The 15,127-nt window shown below is 38.0% G+C and carries 14 protein-coding genes, 2 tRNA genes and 2 rRNA genes; 3 read left to right on the top strand and 15 right to left on the bottom strand.

The features are described 5' to 3' along the window. Window positions 1-467 precede the first annotated feature (467 nt). Window positions 468-2,111, bottom strand: a complete 1,644-nt coding sequence (gene groL / locus BMY13_RS15575; RefSeq protein WP_092494436.1) for a chaperonin GroEL — start codon at window positions 2,109-2,111, stop codon at window positions 468-470. A 50-nt stretch (window positions 2,112-2,161) separates the two neighbouring features. Further along, on the bottom strand, window positions 2,162-2,446 hold the full coding sequence (gene groES, locus BMY13_RS15570) for a co-chaperone GroES (RefSeq protein ID WP_092494437.1): 285 nt from the start codon (window positions 2,444-2,446) through the stop codon (window positions 2,162-2,164). Between the two features lie 460 nt (window positions 2,447-2,906). Between groES and BMY13_RS15565 the strand changes: the two genes are divergently transcribed. Both BMY13_RS15565 and BMY13_RS15560 read left to right on the top strand, forming a co-directional pair. After that, window positions 2,907-3,620: a CPBP family intramembrane glutamic endopeptidase gene (locus BMY13_RS15565; protein ID WP_092505703.1), complete on the top strand. Its 714-nt coding sequence runs from the start codon at window positions 2,907-2,909 to the stop codon at window positions 3,618-3,620. 7 nt (window positions 3,621-3,627) lie between these two features. Further along, window positions 3,628-3,822, top strand: a complete 195-nt coding sequence (locus BMY13_RS15560; RefSeq protein WP_092494439.1) for a YdiK family protein — start codon at window positions 3,628-3,630, stop codon at window positions 3,820-3,822. A 102-nt stretch (window positions 3,823-3,924) separates the two neighbouring features. Here BMY13_RS15560 and BMY13_RS15555 read toward each other — a convergent pair whose 3' ends face one another. Genes BMY13_RS15555 through moaC form a run of 3 tightly spaced genes read right to left on the bottom strand, consistent with a single transcriptional unit; the run spans window position 3,925 to window position 6,508 of the window. Next, a complete protein-coding gene (locus BMY13_RS15555; protein WP_092505701.1) occupies window positions 3,925-5,340 on the bottom strand; it encodes an MDR family MFS transporter in 1,416 nt (471 codons plus the stop codon). Window positions 5,341-5,378: 38 nt separating this feature from the next. Further along, entirely contained in the window at window positions 5,379-6,014 is a 636-nt protein-coding gene (locus BMY13_RS15550; RefSeq protein WP_175476832.1) for a redox-sensing transcriptional repressor Rex, read from the bottom strand. 2 nt (window positions 6,015-6,016) lie between these two features. Then, entirely contained in the window at window positions 6,017-6,508 is a 492-nt protein-coding gene (moaC, locus tag BMY13_RS15545) for a cyclic pyranopterin monophosphate synthase MoaC (protein WP_092494458.1), read from the bottom strand. Between the two features lie 134 nt (window positions 6,509-6,642). Between moaC and BMY13_RS15540 the strand changes: the two genes are divergently transcribed. Next, complete coding sequence (locus BMY13_RS15540; RefSeq protein ID WP_092505699.1) at window positions 6,643-8,556, top strand: ABC-F family ATP-binding cassette domain-containing protein; 1,914 nt, start codon at window positions 6,643-6,645, stop codon at window positions 8,554-8,556. 29 nt (window positions 8,557-8,585) lie between these two features. On the opposite strand, the gene BMY13_RS15535 is transcribed toward BMY13_RS15540, so the two are convergent. From BMY13_RS15535 to BMY13_RS15490, 10 genes are all read right to left on the bottom strand, one after another. Then, window positions 8,586-9,758: an FtsW/RodA/SpoVE family cell cycle protein gene (locus tag BMY13_RS15535; RefSeq protein ID WP_092505697.1), complete on the bottom strand. Its 1,173-nt coding sequence runs from the start codon at window positions 9,756-9,758 to the stop codon at window positions 8,586-8,588. A 302-nt stretch (window positions 9,759-10,060) separates the two neighbouring features. Beyond that, window positions 10,061-11,071, bottom strand: a complete 1,011-nt coding sequence (gene tsaD, locus BMY13_RS15530; RefSeq protein ID WP_092494444.1) for a tRNA (adenosine(37)-N6)-threonylcarbamoyltransferase complex transferase subunit TsaD — start codon at window positions 11,069-11,071, stop codon at window positions 10,061-10,063. Then, window positions 11,068-11,517, bottom strand: coding sequence for a ribosomal protein S18-alanine N-acetyltransferase (gene rimI / locus BMY13_RS15525; RefSeq protein WP_092505695.1), 450 nt, complete (start codon window positions 11,515-11,517; stop codon window positions 11,068-11,070). The genes tsaD and rimI overlap by 4 nt, the downstream gene beginning before the upstream one ends. Next, the gene (gene tsaB, locus BMY13_RS15520; protein ID WP_092505693.1) at window positions 11,510-12,217 is read right to left on the bottom strand and encodes a tRNA (adenosine(37)-N6)-threonylcarbamoyltransferase complex dimerization subunit type 1 TsaB; all 708 of its coding nucleotides are present in this window, start codon (window positions 12,215-12,217) and stop codon (window positions 11,510-11,512) included. The genes rimI and tsaB overlap by 8 nt, the downstream gene beginning before the upstream one ends. Before the next feature lie 18 nt (window positions 12,218-12,235). Beyond that, window positions 12,236-12,691, bottom strand: a complete 456-nt coding sequence (gene tsaE / locus BMY13_RS15515; RefSeq protein ID WP_092494447.1) for a tRNA (adenosine(37)-N6)-threonylcarbamoyltransferase complex ATPase subunit type 1 TsaE — start codon at window positions 12,689-12,691, stop codon at window positions 12,236-12,238. Window positions 12,692-12,700: 9 nt separating this feature from the next. After that, window positions 12,701-13,672 carry a thiamine-phosphate kinase gene (thiL, locus tag BMY13_RS15510; protein ID WP_092505691.1) on the bottom strand — a complete coding sequence of 324 codons (972 nt, stop codon included), beginning with the start codon at window positions 13,670-13,672 and terminating at the stop codon, window positions 12,701-12,703. 632 nt (window positions 13,673-14,304) lie between these two features. After that, window positions 14,305-14,381: transfer RNA gene (locus tag BMY13_RS15505), tRNA-Asp, on the bottom strand. Window positions 14,382-14,464: 83 nt separating this feature from the next. Next, a tRNA-Met gene (locus tag BMY13_RS15500) sits at window positions 14,465-14,541 on the bottom strand. 79 nt (window positions 14,542-14,620) lie between these two features. Beyond that, window positions 14,621-14,736 (bottom strand): 5S ribosomal RNA (rrf, locus tag BMY13_RS15495). Window positions 14,737-14,909: 173 nt separating this feature from the next. Then, window positions 14,910-15,127 (bottom strand): 23S ribosomal RNA (locus BMY13_RS15490); the annotation flags it as partial.

Genomic DNA, 15,127 nt, shown 5'->3' with positions numbered 1-15,127 from the left:
GACGTTTCCGCGCAAAGCGGCGGTCTAAGCCGGTCTTCCTGTTCCCTGTTAAAGGATACACGAAGAGCGTAAGCTGCCCCACAGGACGTGGGGTAGTTCGACGTTGCCACAGGATGTGGTGGTTTTAGTCGAACATCCTTTATTTCTTTCTTAGAAACGGGGAGGGAAGTCCACTAGGCGCTAGGCGCTGGCCGGTGAGAACGCCACGTCCTGTGGCATCACCGGCACTAGTACGTCCTGTACGTCGGAGCTGGACGTCGCTGATTCGGAAGTCCAATTATCCACAACACTTAAATTTATAATTTCCTATACATTAAAAAAGAGGCTTCTCAAAAGTTAGATTTAACTTAAGAAAAGCCTCTTATTATATTTACAATGTTAAGTCATACTTTCACTAACATCAAAACCCTTTTATATCAAGGGAATGGAAGTATAGTTCAACTCCCAGGTCATTTTCATTTTTTGGATTACATCATGCCCGGCATTCCGCCGCCCATGCCGCCCATGTCTGGCATGCCGCCACCGGCACCGCCATCTTCTTCTGGGTGGTCTGCTACTACTGCTTCAGTTGTTAGGAACATTGCTGCAACAGATGCTGCATTTTGCAATGCTGAACGTGTAACTTTTGTAGGATCAACAATTCCTGCTTCAACCATGTTTACCCATTCGCCATTAGCTGCGTTATAACCAATGCCTACTTTTTCACCTTTTAGGCGCTCTACTATGATAGAACCTTCAAGGCCTGCATTGTGTGCAATTTGACGAACTGGTTCTTCTAATGCACGAAGTACAATACTTGCACCAGTAGCTTCGTCATCACCTTTAAGTGATAGTCCGCCTACTTTACTAAGCACGTTAACAAAAGCAGTTCCACCACCTGCAACAATACCTTCTTCAACTGCTGCACGTGTTGAGTTCAATGCATCTTCAATGCGAAGTTTACGTTCTTTTAATTCAGTTTCTGTTGCAGCGCCAACTTTAATTACTGCAACGCCACCTGCTAGTTTAGCAAGACGTTCTTGTAGTTTTTCTTTATCAAATTCAGAAGTAGTTTCTTCAGCCTGTGCACGAATTTGTGCTACACGAGCGGAGATAGCTTCAGGGTTTCCTGCACCCTCGACCATTGTTGTATTGTCTTTTGTAACAACAATTTTGGATGCGCGACCTAGTTGCTCCATTGTTGTACTTTTCAGGTCAAGTCCAAGGTCTTCTGTAATTACTTCAGCGCCAGTTAATGTTGCGATATCCTCAAGCATTGATTTACGACGATCACCAAAGCCTGGAGCTTTAACAGCTACGGCATTAAATGTTCCGCGAAGCTTATTGACAACTAATGTTGCAAGTGCTTCCCCTTCAACATCTTCAGCAATCATTAGAAGTGGTTTACCTTGCTGTACTACTTGTTCTAGTACTGGTAATACTTCTTGAATGTTACCAATCTTCTTATCTGTAATTAGAATGTAAGGATCTTCTAGTACTGCTTCCATTTTATCCTGGTCAGTAACCATATATGGAGAAGCATACCCACGATCAAATTGCATACCTTCAACTACTTCTAATTCAGTATTAAATCCTTTTGATTCTTCAATTGTAATTACACCATCGTTACCGACACGTTCCATCGCTTCAGAAATTAGACCGCCAACTTCTTCATCACCTGATGATACAGATGCAACTTGTGCAATTGACTCTTTGCTTTCAATTGGCTCTGAGATAGATTTCAATTCGCCTACAGCAGCTTCTACAGCTTTTTCGATACCGCGACGAACACCTACTGGATTAGCTCCAGATGTAACGTTTTTCAAACCTTCACGAATCATAGATTGCGCCAATACAGTTGCCGTAGTTGTACCGTCACCTGCAACATCATTTGTTTTCGATGCTACTTCTGATACAAGCTGTGCACCCATGTTTTCAAAATGATCTTCTAGTTCGATTTCTTTGGCGATTGTAACACCATCGTTTGTAATTAATGGTGAGCCATATTTTTTATCTAGAACAACATTACGACCTTTTGGCCCCAATGTTACTTTTACAGCATTTGCTAATGTATCCACGCCATTGAGCATTGCGCGACGAGCGTCTTCACTAAACTTGATTTCTTTAGCCATAGAAATTATCCTCCTTAAATTCGTATGATATATCTTTCTGACATTTTAATTTAGCCTACAACAGCTAAAATGTCATTTTCGCGTAGAATTAAGTATTCTGTGCCTGAATATTTCACTTCTGTTCCAGCAAACTTAGAGAAGACGATACGATCTCCTTCACTTACCTCAAGAGCAACTCTTTCTCCATTGTCTGTTACACGGCCAGAACCAACCGCCACAACATTACCTTCTTGTGGTTTTTCTTTTGCAGAGTCTGGAAGGACAATACCGCTTGCTGTCTTTTCTTCTTGCTCAACAAGCTCGATTACTACACGATCTCCTAGTGGTTTAATCATGTACACAACCTCCTTAATTCCTTTTCTTATTTTTATTATTTATTAGCACTCGAATATAGCGAGTGCTAATTCCAATTATTATAATAAATAAATCAGCTAAAAAATGCAAGTATTCTCTTTTAAATTTTTTCAGTTTTATATTTGTATGTCCATCTAAACCATTCTATTATAACGCATACTGAAATTATGATAAAATATTTATAGAGTCTTTCTTTTTAAGCTGTTAAGATAGTAGCCATTAAGGCTTGCACTCCTAAGCATAAAAAGTTTTTAGAAGACTTGGTGTTCGCCAAGCTTTAATGGAGAGTGCTTTGTTAAAGAAAAGTAAGAAAATATAACTGCTATGAAAGCAAAATACGCTTTCATAAGAATTCCTTTAACAATAAGCAAGTTTTCTAATAGAGAAATTATCCAAAGCATACACTATATTAATTATGAATGCTAAAGGGGTCGTTACATTTTGACAAAACGTTATTGGTATGTGATCTTAACATATTTAATTATGCAATTTTCAGGATTACTATTTGTACCAATCCTGCTTATAACATTGCCAATAGGACGGCAAGATGCTGTTATCTATTGGACAATATTCAGCTTTATCATTGCCCTGATTATCGTTTTAGTATTAATGAAACCAGATATGAAAATGGCACAGTCCAGAAATGCCGTATCAATCAGGGGCGTTATTCTATGGTCGTTTGTTGGTGTTTTTATGGCTTATTTTGCCCAAGCAATCGCGGTGACTATTGAAACGAGTGTCTTTAATATTGAACAAGGTTCCCAAAATACGGAGATGATTATGGATATTACACGTGCTGCACCAATATTTATGATTATCCCTGCAATAATTGCACCCATATTAGAAGAACTTATTTTTCGTAAAATAATCTTTGGAGCGTTATATAGCCGTACTAACTTTTTTATTGCGGCCCTACTCTCCGCGCTTATTTTTGGCGTCATCCATGGAGAACCACAGCACATCCTGATATATGCATCGATGGGATTTGTTTTTGCCTTTTTATATGTAAAAACAGAACGCATTATCGTGCCTATAATTGTTCACATGGCTCTTAATTCTATTTCTGTAATTGTACAATTTTCATTGGATCCTGAAGATATTGAAAAAATGCAGAAGCAACTTGAACAGATGCAGATGATTTTAATTGGAGGCTAATACAGATATGAAGATCTCACCAAAAGCTATGTTTGTCATTTATTTTATAATGGGGATACTATTCACGTATATGGCAATACAGAGTACCGGAGAATCCGTTTGGAACTTTTCTACTATCATTCTTGCAATAATTGCAACACTTGATTTCGGTGTCGGATTTCGAATGCTCGTCATCCATTTTAGATTAAAGAAAAAGGATTAGAAAACTGGGCATTCGCCGAGCCCTTAGGCGAATACACTTAGTTGCACTTATGCAGTAAGAAAGTAGATATACTTTCTTATTTGCTAAAAAGAAGTAACGCTGCTATGCGTTACTTCTTTTTAATTCATTCAGTTCTTCAGTTCCCTTCATGGCAAATGATACTGGGACCATCAATAAAATGAATACACCGGCAATCATGAAAGCCTCGTTTAATGCCTGCAATGTAGCCTGCTGGGTTTCCATATTCTGAGTAAACAGTTGTGCCCGCCGTACCTCATAATAAATTGAGAAAAAGACGATTCCAAACGATGAAAATATTTGTCGGATAACATTATTCATTGCCGATCCTTGTGCAACCTGATGGTCAGGTATCGTGTTCATCCCGGCTGTAGTTGCAGGCATATTGCACATACCGAGTCCTGCACCTCGAGCAGAGTTCAAAATCAGGATAAACCAAAATGATGTAGACAATGTGTTAAACCCAAGAGCCAGTGTGAATCCTCCAAGAATAACAAGACCAATTGGAACCACGTGTTTTGGGCCTTTTTTATCCAATATTCTTCCACCCAAGGTCATAAACACACCACTTAATAAGGCAGCAGGCAAAAATAATAAACCTGTCTGTATTTCACCTAACCCATAAACTTCCTGAATCAACAGCGGCAACAGGAATATTCCTGAAAATAGCCCGATTGATGCAGTTGCCGTTATAGCAATTGAAACGGTATATGTTGGTATTTTAAAAATAGATAAATCAAGCAATGGCTGTTCTTGTTTGTTCTCATACTTCACAAAGATAAAAATAAGGATTAGTCCAGTTAATATTAACCCGATGCTTAATGGTGAGAACAGTAATTCTAATGTAGCTCCTCGACCCAGCGCATATAGTATTGAGCCAACCCCACTTGAGATTAACAGGAATCCAGGAAGGTCAAATTTAAGATCCTGGTTTTTTTCGGTTGGGGCTAGATATTTAGTAGAAAATAATATTCCTAAAAGAGCAAATGGCAGATTAAATAGAAAAAGGAACTGCCAAGTAAAAAACTCGATAACAACCCCGCCAACGGTTGGTCCAATTGCAGGTGCTACCATTGCTGCAACACCATAAATACCAACGGCGAGACCTCTTTCATTTTTAGGAAATGCGTTAAAGATAAGTGCCATCGCTATTGGCATCATAAGGCCTCCAGCAGTACCCTGAATAGCTCTTGAAATAATTACCATACCTAAATCAGACGATACCGCCCCTGATATCGAGCCAATCATAAATATGATGAGCCCAATTATGTAAATACGCTTTTTCCCAAAACGATCACCTAAGTAACCTGTCAACGGCATTGTCATTCCCATCGACACCATAAAAATTGTCAGCATCCAACTGACCGCTACAGCATCAACTTCAAATAGTCTCATAAAGGTAGGCAGTGTTGGGTTTAGCATACTATTATTTAAAATGACGGTGAATGTCCCAAACAATACTGACATTACTACAAGCCATTTAGAATCTATTCTTCGCATGCAAATACCCCCAGTAACAGAAGTTAGCTATTTGAAATTTAATCTAAGTCCAGTGGATAATGTTTCAAAAAGTAAACCAATGATTGCAATTCTACTGCTAAATCAATATGATGAACACGGATTTTCTCAGGAACCGTAATTCTTGCTGGAGTGAAGTTAAGGATTCCGGAAACGCCATAGTCGACAAGTCTGTTTGTAATGCTTTGTGCTTCATTGGCCGGTACAGTTAAGATTGCTACACTGACTCCTGTCATTTTCTCCTCTAAATCATTAATATGAAATATCGGTACGCCTCCAATATCTGTTCCAATTTTTTCTGCATTAGTATCAAAAGCCTTCACTATCTTTGTATTGTTATTTTTCATAAAATTATAATGTAAAAAAGCAGTTCCAAGATTCCCTACACCAATTAATGCAACTTCAGTTACCTCATCTTGGTCCAATGTCTTTCGGAAAAACCCAAGCAGGTATTCGACGTTGTAGCCATACCCTTTTTTTCCCAATGCCCCAAAGTAAGAAAAGTCTCTTCTGATAGTAGCGGAATCAACTTTTACCGCCTCACTCAGTTCTTTTGAAGATACTCGCTTTTTCCCTTGGTGATTCAAGTTATTTAAAAATCTATAATATAATGGAAGCCTCCTTGCTGTAGCCTGCGGAATTTTATTTTGATCCATGATTATTCCCCCTGATCTTCACGATAGTAATTTCCTGACTTACCGCCTTTTTTCGACAGTACATACGTTGGACCGATTACCATTCCTTTATCAATTGCTTTACACATATCATATACCGTAAGTGCTGTAGCTGAAGCTGCTGTTAGGGCTTCCATTTCAACACCTGTACTTCCTTTTGTCTTCACAAATGCCTGTATTTGCAATACATATGTATTATTAGTCTCCCAATCAAATGAAATATCAATTCCCTTTAATTGTAAGGGATGACACATCGGTATCCAGTCAGGTGTTTTTTTGGCAGCCATTATTCCAGCAACCTGAGCCACCGAAAGTACATCTCCCTTTTTCATCTTATTTGTTGTTATTTTTTGATAGATTTCTTTGGTTACTTGAATACTTGAAATAGCAGTAGCTGTCCGCTCGGTTTCACTTTTATCACTAATATCAACCATTTTTGCTCTTCCCTGTTCATTAAAATGAGTAAAATCTGCCATATGCTCAACTCCCTGCCATGTCTTATTAAGACCTATTCTATCAGAAAAAAACAGATAAGTCGTGATTAATTTCACAATATCATTGCCGAGCCAATTCATTATAAGATACACTTGTATAGGATGAGGTGAACGAAATGATTATTATGCAAATGAATGGTCTCTCCAAATCATTTGGAGCAGACGAGATTTTATCAAATATAAAAATTGAAATAAAAGCTAAAGACCGAATCGCGATTGTTGGCAGAAACGGGGCTGGCAAGTCAACCTTACTTAAAATTATGGCTGACGAACTTTCTCATGATGTAGGTGAATTGTTTAAACCAAAGGATCTAACCACAGGCTATCTTTCGCAACACACTGGCCTTGAATCTGATAAAACCATTTGGAATGAAATGGTAGAAGTATTTGAGCACTTGCTAATCAAGGAGCAGGAACTTCGTAGTCTTGAAAAAGAAATGGAACGGGCAGCAACGCTTTCTGACGCAAACTATGAACAGCTTCTGCTTGATTATGACAAAAAACAACAAGCGTTTGATGATGAAGGCGGTTATCGATATGAAGCTGATATCAAAGCAGTTCTAACAGGCTTACATTTTCATGATTTCGATTATAATACACCAATAAATGAGCTTAGTGGCGGGCAGAAGACGCGTCTGGCGCTCGGGAAGTTATTGTTGAAAAAACCAGCACTACTGATTCTGGACGAGCCTACAAACCATCTCGACATTGAAACCTTAGCGTGGCTAGAAAATTACTTAGCAAACTATCCCGGTGCTGTAACTATCGTCTCACACGACAGGTACTTCCTAGATAAGACTGTATCAATAGTTTATGAAGTATCTCGTCATAAAACAAAGAAATACCATGGAAGTTACAGTAAATTCCTCGAACAAAAAGCATTGGATTATGAACAGGAATTGAAGGAATTTGAAAAGCAGCAAAATGAGATTAAAAAAACAGAGGACTTTATTCAAAAAAACATTGTACGTGCATCCACAACAAAGCGGGCTCAAAGTCGACGTAAGCAATTAGAAAAAATGGATAAGCTTGACAAACCAAAAGGTGATGAATCATCTGCCTCTTTTTCGTTTCAGATTAACCGAAGAAGTGGCAATGATGTGTTAAAGATTGATGATTTATCCTTTCAATATGATGAAACACCCATTTTTTCCAATCTAAAAATACATGTTAACAGAGGAGAACGCATTGCACTTGTTGGCCCCAATGGAGTTGGCAAAACAACTTTGTTAAAAACAATTCTTGGTCAGATTAAGCCAACAAGTGGAACAATTCATGTTGGTACAAATGTACAAATAGGATATTATGATCAGGAACAGCAAACATTATCATCGTCCAAGACAGTATTGGATGAATTGTGGGATGAATATCCCTCTGTAGATGAAAAAGATATTCGTACTGTTTTAGGTAACTTTTTATTTTCTGGTGATGATGTTCTACAATCTGTCCGTTCACTAAGCGGGGGCGAAAAAGCGCGATTATCTCTAGCAAAACTGATGATGCAACAAGCAAATTTCCTTGTACTTGATGAACCGACGAACCATCTGGATATTGATAGTAAAGAAGTACTGGAAGCCGCATTGATGGAATTTCCAGGAACAATTATTTTCGTATCACACGATCGTTATTTCATAAATAAGATTACGGATCAGGTCGTTGAAATGCAAAAAGATGGGGCAACTGTTTATTTAGGTGATTATGACTACTATACAGAGAAGAAACAAGAAGAAGTTGAAATCGAGAAGCTGCAACAGGCAACAGAAGTAGTGCACACTCAAAATCAACGAAAGAACAAATTTAAAGAGGAAAAAATAATTCGTAGTCAAGAGCGTAAACGACAACGCCGTATCGACGATTTAGAATCGATAATTGAAAACCTCGAGAATGAATTGGCCGCTATTGAACAAAAAATGACTGAACCGGAGATATTTCAAGATCACGAAAAGTCACTAGAGCTGACAAAACAAACCAGCAAGCTTAAACAAGAAATCGAGCAATTAATGGAAGAATGGACAGCATTACAAGAGTAAACCACATGATAGGCTCTTCATGTGGTTTTTTATTTAAATAGATAATCCTGTTGAATAGAATATTCTACAGCTACTCGATAGACAAGGCCAAGTCCGATCATCGTTGCCAATACCGAGCTCCCGCCATAACTAATTAATAATAACGGAATTCCAGTTATCGGCATAATCCCGATTGTCATACCTATATTCTGAAATGCGTGTATCAGCAATATGCTCATATATCCTAAACACAGGTAGGCACCAAACGGAGTATGCTGAGAACTAGTTAAACCTAGTGTCACAAGCTTGTATAATAAAAGAAAATATAGGAAAACAACTATTGCAGTGCCAAGGAAACCAAAACTTTCGCCAATTACTGAAAATATAAAATCTGTGTGATTATCAGGAGTTCCCACTTGTAAACTACTCAATCCTTTACCGAATAACTGCCCTGAGCCGAGCGCACGTATTGACCGATCAAATTGAAAGGTGTCATTAGTAGTTTCCTGTGAGGGATCAAGCCAGCTGGTAACACGTTTCACCTGATATTCTTCAAGTCCTATTAACTCCTGCGACATTTCAGGGAATTTAACAGTTAACCCTACCGCCCCGCCAATAATTATCGTAAATGCTAAAATTAAGCCAATAATTATTTTCCAATCGATACCTGATAACAGAACCATCATACAAGCTATGAATATATAAACCATTGATGTACCAAAATCCGGCTGATTCATGATTAAAATTACTGGAATTGCTGTTATTAAAACAATCTTTAAAAAAAGTAAACTATCACTTTTTAAAGAACTTATTTCATACTTCTGCTTGTGCCTGCTAATGGCGGCGGCCAAATACAATACTGTTGTAATCTTCGTGAATTCAGCTGGCTGCATCGACATTCCGGGCAAAGTAAACCAGCTTTTTTGTCCTTTTATAATCGGAGCAATACTTTCAGGACTAATTAATAACCCAATTAACACTAGAACACCCACGATGTAAATAAGAATACTAGCTTTATATAATTGTTCTAAATCAAAAAATTGGATGACCGCTGCAATTAAAATACCGGCGATGAACCATAAAATCTGCTTCAGAACAAATTCATCCCCATTATACTGTGGCAATTGTTGTGCATTATAAATGGATATTAAACTAACACAAATGAACAAAGTCAGTAAAATAATAAAATCACTTTGTATGTAATGGGATTGTTTAGTTGACATTGAATCTCCACCAAATTTCTTTCTTTAGATATTGTTCAAACGTTTGATTAACTTTTTGTGAGTTATTAAGATAATCCACAGACATATACACAGGAAAATAGTGAATACATTCGTTTCTGAATAAAGTTATACACAAAATCCACAGTTATCCACTGATTTATCCACAATTTATATCCACATCATTATCTTAATCAAAACTTGCTTTCGCAAAAAATATCCACAGTCCTGTGGGTAAACATTAAAGCTAAAGAATCCATTCATATTAAATAACAACATTAAAAAGTCACAATTAAAAGTAAATTTTATTTTAAAACTAATGAAGGGTTTGCATTCAAATCCCAATCAGACCGTTTTCCTTGTTCATATGCGATGTACCCCGCTGCTGCAATCATCGCAGCGTTGTCTGTACATAATTTTAGTGGTGGAATTAATAAAGGTATATTCGTGCCACTAAATTTTTCATTTAAAGATTTACGTAGCCCGTCATTCGCAGCAACCCCTCCTGCAACAATAACTTGTTTTACATTATAGGCAATGGCTGCTTTTAAAGTCTTCGTCGACAACACGTCGACAACACTACCTTGAAAGCTTGCAGCAATATCTTCTTTTTTCAATTCATCACCACGTTGCTTCGCGTTGTGGATCGTGTTAATTACGGATGATTTTAATCCGCTAAAGCTAAAATCAAAGCTGTCTGCTTCAAGCCAAGCACGTGGAAAAGTAATATTTTCTTCTCCAGAAGCAGCTAACCTGTCAACATGAGGACCACCCGGATATGGTAACTCCAGCATACGTGCAACCTTGTCATACGCTTCTCCTGCCGCGTCATCACGTGTTTCACCTATCAGCTCATACTTCCCATGTTCTTTCATTAAAACAAGCTCAGTGTGTCCACCAGAAACGATTAGAGCTAATAGTGGAAAATGAAACTCCTGTTCATAACGATTAGCATAAATATGTCCTGCAATATGATGAACTCCAACTAAAGGTTTTTGTTTTGCAAATGCAAGTGCCTTTGCTGCATTAACACCGATAAGCAACGCTCCAACTAGACCAGGGCCTTCAGTCACAGCAATCGCGTCAATTTGATCCCAGGTAATATTTGCTTCATTAAATGCTTCTTCCAAAACAATTGTTATTTGTTCTACATGATGGCGCGACGCAATTTCTGGTACAACCCCTCCAAATCGCTTATGGCTTTCAATTTGTGAAGCCACAACATTGGAAATAATCTCTCTACCATCTTTGACGATTGCAACAGCAGTTTCGTCACAACTTGTTTCTATTCCAACTATATAATTTTCTTTTTTCATGATAAATTCACCCACATTACAATAGCATCTTCTTGATTATCCTTATAGTAATTTTTGCGAATGCCACCAGGGACTAGCCCAAACTTCCGGTACATCCGCTGTGCGACTTCATTAGACATTCTGACCTCCAATGATAACCGCTTTGTTCCCATTTGTATCGCTTGTTCAATTATATATAAAAACAATTTCTCTCCTAATTTGTAGCCTCTGTACTTAGGCGTAACAGCAATATTTGTAATCTGTGCATCGTCAATTACGAGCCACATCCCCGCATAACCTATAATTTCTTTGTCTAATTCCATAACATAGTAGTGCGCATGTTGATTTCCACTTACTTCCTGAAGAAATATATCCTCTGGCCAAGGTGAATCAAATGTAGCCCTTTCAACGTCCATAACAGAATCAATATCAGCCAACTTCATTTGTCGAATAACTAACTCAGCCATTATTTTGCTTTTCCTTTTGTGCATTTAGCCACTTGGCTTCAGCTTCAGCCATACGTAAATAATTTGGTGTCAATGTATGGGTTACATCTGGCTCTTGATTTGAACCAGTTAACGCCAAATGAGCTGGGTCGGCCATATGAACAAAGCCATTCGGGATAATTGCTCGATCTCCCAAATATTTCTGAATTGCTTCTTGATGAAGTTCTATTTCCGGACTTATAAATAACACTTCTTTTTGTGTGGATGCTAATTCCTGCAGCCAATTCTCCATGAGTATATTTTTTTCCTTATCCACTAATTCAAGCTCACTATTTCTCCAGCGATATAATCCAGTAAAAACTAAACCTCGCCTAGCATCGAAAAATGGACATACGTATGAATTAAAAAATCTGCCCTGGTATGCAAGAACTTCGAGACTGGAGACTCCAACAACCGGAATGTCCAGCGCCCACGCCATAGACTTGGCAGTGGCAAGCCCAATACGTACACCAGTATATGAGCCAGGACCTTTTGCAACTACAATTTTGTCTAGCTGGTCAGGCGTCATATTCACATCATGCATTAATTGATCTATTGCAGGCATTAACCTTACTGAATGATTCTTTTTTATATTCGTAACGACTTTACCTATTAACTGATCATCTTTAAGTAAAGCAACACCCAATACTTGATTTGATGTATCCATTGCAAGTATATTCATTCAAGTAACTCCTCATATTTAACCGAATAATTCGGCTGTAATCCATTCAAAATGTGTACCAATGGCAGTGAATTCTAGCAAGCGAGTACAATCATCTAGGTAAGAAAACTTTATATTTAAACGCTCATCCGGTAAGAATTCCTCGATAAAATGTGCCCACTCAACTATTGAAATTCCATCTCCGTTAAAGTATTCATCAAAACCAATATCTTCATCAGAATTCTCCAATCGATAAACATCCATATGATATAGAGGCAGTTCTCCCTCATACTCTTTTACAATCGTATATGTAGGACTATTTACGTTTCGTTTAATACCAAGTCCGTTAGCAATCCCTTTTGTGAATGTTGTCTTCCCAGTTCCAAGGTCACCCTCTAATGTAACAACATCACCAGGTTTCAAAAATAATGCTAACTTCTCAGCTATTTTTCCTGTCTCTTCAACAGAATTTGCCTTTAATTGATGCTCGCTCATTCTTTTCACCTACTCCAAGTGGGTATAACCCTTTTTTTCCAAAAGTTTCTTTTTATTTTTTTGATTGACTCCAAACACTTTGTGCTCATCACTTTTACTGAAATCAACATAGCCAACTTCTTTAAGAGGAGTATTTGTTCTTTCAGCAACTAACTTCATGGCTTCCCATTCAGCTTTCGCAACGGTACCTACAAGTTCGAAATCTTCTCCACCAAACAATTTCCACTCACGCTGAAGTTTAACAGGAAATTGTTTATATGAAGTACTTGTTGGCAGTTTATCTTCATATATAGTTATACTTACTTTCGATGCCTCCGAAATTTCATTCGCCTCATTAGCAATTCCATCACTAATATCATTTAAAGCCACTCTAGATAAACTTCCCAGTTCCAAAGCAAATGCCACCCTTGGTTCAGGCATACGGTGTTTATTATAATAGTATTCCTTTTCTTTAAATTTACCGGGGTTATTAAGTATGTGAAACCCTGCTTGAGAATCACCTAACGTCCCAGTCACGAACAAAATATCACCTGGCTTTGCAGAGCTACGATATCTGGCATTTCCTTTACTTACAAAACCAATTACAGTTATAGAAATCGACAACTCTTTTCCCGAAACTGTATCACCACCAATTAAGTCCATGTTGTGTATAGTTGCCAGATTGTCCATCCCTTTGTACAGTTTGGTTAATTCTTCATCGGCCCAGTGTTTCGGGATAACAATTGATACGAGATAAAATGCTGGCGTTGCTCCCATTGCTGCTAAGTCACTAATGTTTGCAGCAAGTGACCGGTACCCAATATGAAATGGATCCATTGTTGCTCTTGAGAAATGTACTTCCTCAACGAAAGTATCTACAGCAGTTACAATATCTTGTGATGTATTGCGAAAAACTGCTGCATCATCTCCTATACCTTTTACAACTGAAGACTGCTTGTAAGTCTGTTGTTTTATCGAATTTATAAAAGAAAATTCATCCATAGATTACCACCACTTCTCATTGTTAACTATGTTAATGATAGCAAAAAGAGGATAAAAAGAAAAAGTAAACGTTATTTTAACTATTATTGGTGATATTTGATCTTGCTAGCTAAATTTAAAAAGCCGCTTCCAAGTTGCGCGGAAACGGCAGTTAAGTAATATAAACTTTTTAATATTATCGATAAAATATAAGACTCTATGAATTAGACTTGTTTGGCATCCATTAAAGTGATTCTTATGAAAACAACCCCTTATACTTCTACAAAGGTTAACGGAATCTAAGACTTTTATTTTTTAGCGGACACAGGAGACGTTATTTCTATAAAAAAGTGACCTTTTCGAACTTATCCGGACACAGAAGCCCTTATTATATATATATCATGGATAATAGAGGGCATTTTTGCTAAATAAGGTCCCTGGTGTCCGTCAACACGACCATTTTCATGAATTTCTGCCAAATAAGGTCTCTGGTGTCCGCAAAGCAAATTTGCTATATGAAAACACCTATCAAATTCGATTACAAATTCATTTTCATGATAGACGGTGGTTGCGTATTCAGCAGCCATGTTGTTTTTTTTAACTGAAAATAAAAAAACATGTTTCCAAAATTGGAAATCATGAGTTAAAAGTAATGGCGGTCCGGACGGGACTCGAACCCGCGACCTCCTGCGTGACAGGCAGGCATTCTAACCAACTGAACTACCGGACCAAGATATATTTATGTGTTAACTAGTGGTGACTTATTCAACGTAGACAGTTGAAGTAAATTCGACTTAGTAAATTAAATTAAATTGGTTGCGGGGGCAAGATTTGAACTTGCGACCTTTGGGTTATGAGCCCAACGAGCTACCAGACTGCTCCACCCCGCGATATGAGATAATATTAACTTAATACTGTTTTCCGTATTGCTAAAAAGCAATTTCTTATCTTCCAGAATAAATCTAGAAGGCCTGGCGGCGTCCTACTCTTGCAGGGGCAAAGCCCCAACTACCATCGGCGCTGGAGAGCTTAACTGCTGTGTTCGGCATGGGAACAGGTGTGACCTCTCCGCTAATGCTACCAGACCTAAAGAATCTTGTTCACAAGATGTGAACTACATCATCATAAATTCTTTATCTAAAATTAGGAGACAAGATATATTATATGCATTTCTAAGAGAAAATGCAAGGGGTTTTTTAAAGTTTGTACCCTAAAAACTAAATAAGAGCTTCACATCAACGTTTTCAACTTGTCATTATTAGTTAAGTCCTCGATCTATTAGTATCCGTCAGCTACACGTGTCACCACGCTTCCACCTCGGACCTATCAACCTCATCGTCTCTGAGGGATCTTACTCACTCGAAGTGATGGGAAGTCTCATCTTGAGGGGGGCTTCATGCTTAGATGCTTTCAGCACTTATCCTTGCCACACGTAGCTACCCAGCTATGCTCCTGGCGGAACAACTGGTACACCAG

Origin of the sequence: Virgibacillus subterraneus (genome assembly GCF_900110695.1) — a bacterium.
Lineage (GTDB): Bacteria > Bacillota > Bacilli > Bacillales > Amphibacillaceae > Lentibacillus > Lentibacillus subterraneus.
This window is presented reverse-complemented; position numbering and strand designations above follow the sequence as displayed.

What these genes read in the sequence shown, in the direction of transcription:
- BMY13_RS15535 (WP_092505697.1), bottom strand. Translation starts at nt 9,758, where the DNA reads ATGTCAACTAAACAATCCCATTACATACAAAGTGATTTTATTATTTTA.
- BMY13_RS15540 (WP_092505699.1), top strand. Translation starts at nt 6,643, where the DNA reads ATGATTATTATGCAAATGAATGGTCTCTCCAAATCATTTGGAGCAGAC.
- BMY13_RS15550 (WP_175476832.1), bottom strand. Translation starts at nt 6,014, where the DNA reads ATGGATCAAAATAAAATTCCGCAGGCTACAGCAAGGAGGCTTCCATTA.
- groL (WP_092494436.1), bottom strand. Translation starts at nt 2,111, where the DNA reads ATGGCTAAAGAAATCAAGTTTAGTGAAGACGCTCGTCGCGCAATGCTC.
- rimI (WP_092505695.1), bottom strand. Translation starts at nt 11,517, where the DNA reads ATGGCTGAGTTAGTTATTCGACAAATGAAGTTGGCTGATATTGATTCT.
- thiL (WP_092505691.1), bottom strand. Translation starts at nt 13,672, where the DNA reads ATGGATGAATTTTCTTTTATAAATTCGATAAAACAACAGACTTACAAG.
- tsaD (WP_092494444.1), bottom strand. Translation starts at nt 11,071, where the DNA reads ATGAAAAAAGAAAATTATATAGTTGGAATAGAAACAAGTTGTGACGAA.
- BMY13_RS15560 (WP_092494439.1), top strand. Translation starts at nt 3,628, where the DNA reads ATGAAGATCTCACCAAAAGCTATGTTTGTCATTTATTTTATAATGGGG.
- BMY13_RS15555 (WP_092505701.1), bottom strand. Translation starts at nt 5,340, where the DNA reads ATGCGAAGAATAGATTCTAAATGGCTTGTAGTAATGTCAGTATTGTTT.
- moaC (WP_092494458.1), bottom strand. Translation starts at nt 6,508, where the DNA reads ATGGCAGATTTTACTCATTTTAATGAACAGGGAAGAGCAAAAATGGTT.
- groES (WP_092494437.1), bottom strand. Translation starts at nt 2,446, where the DNA reads ATGATTAAACCACTAGGAGATCGTGTAGTAATCGAGCTTGTTGAGCAA.
- tsaB (WP_092505693.1), bottom strand. Translation starts at nt 12,217, where the DNA reads ATGAATATACTTGCAATGGATACATCAAATCAAGTATTGGGTGTTGCT.
- tsaE (WP_092494447.1), bottom strand. Translation starts at nt 12,691, where the DNA reads ATGAGCGAGCATCAATTAAAGGCAAATTCTGTTGAAGAGACAGGAAAA.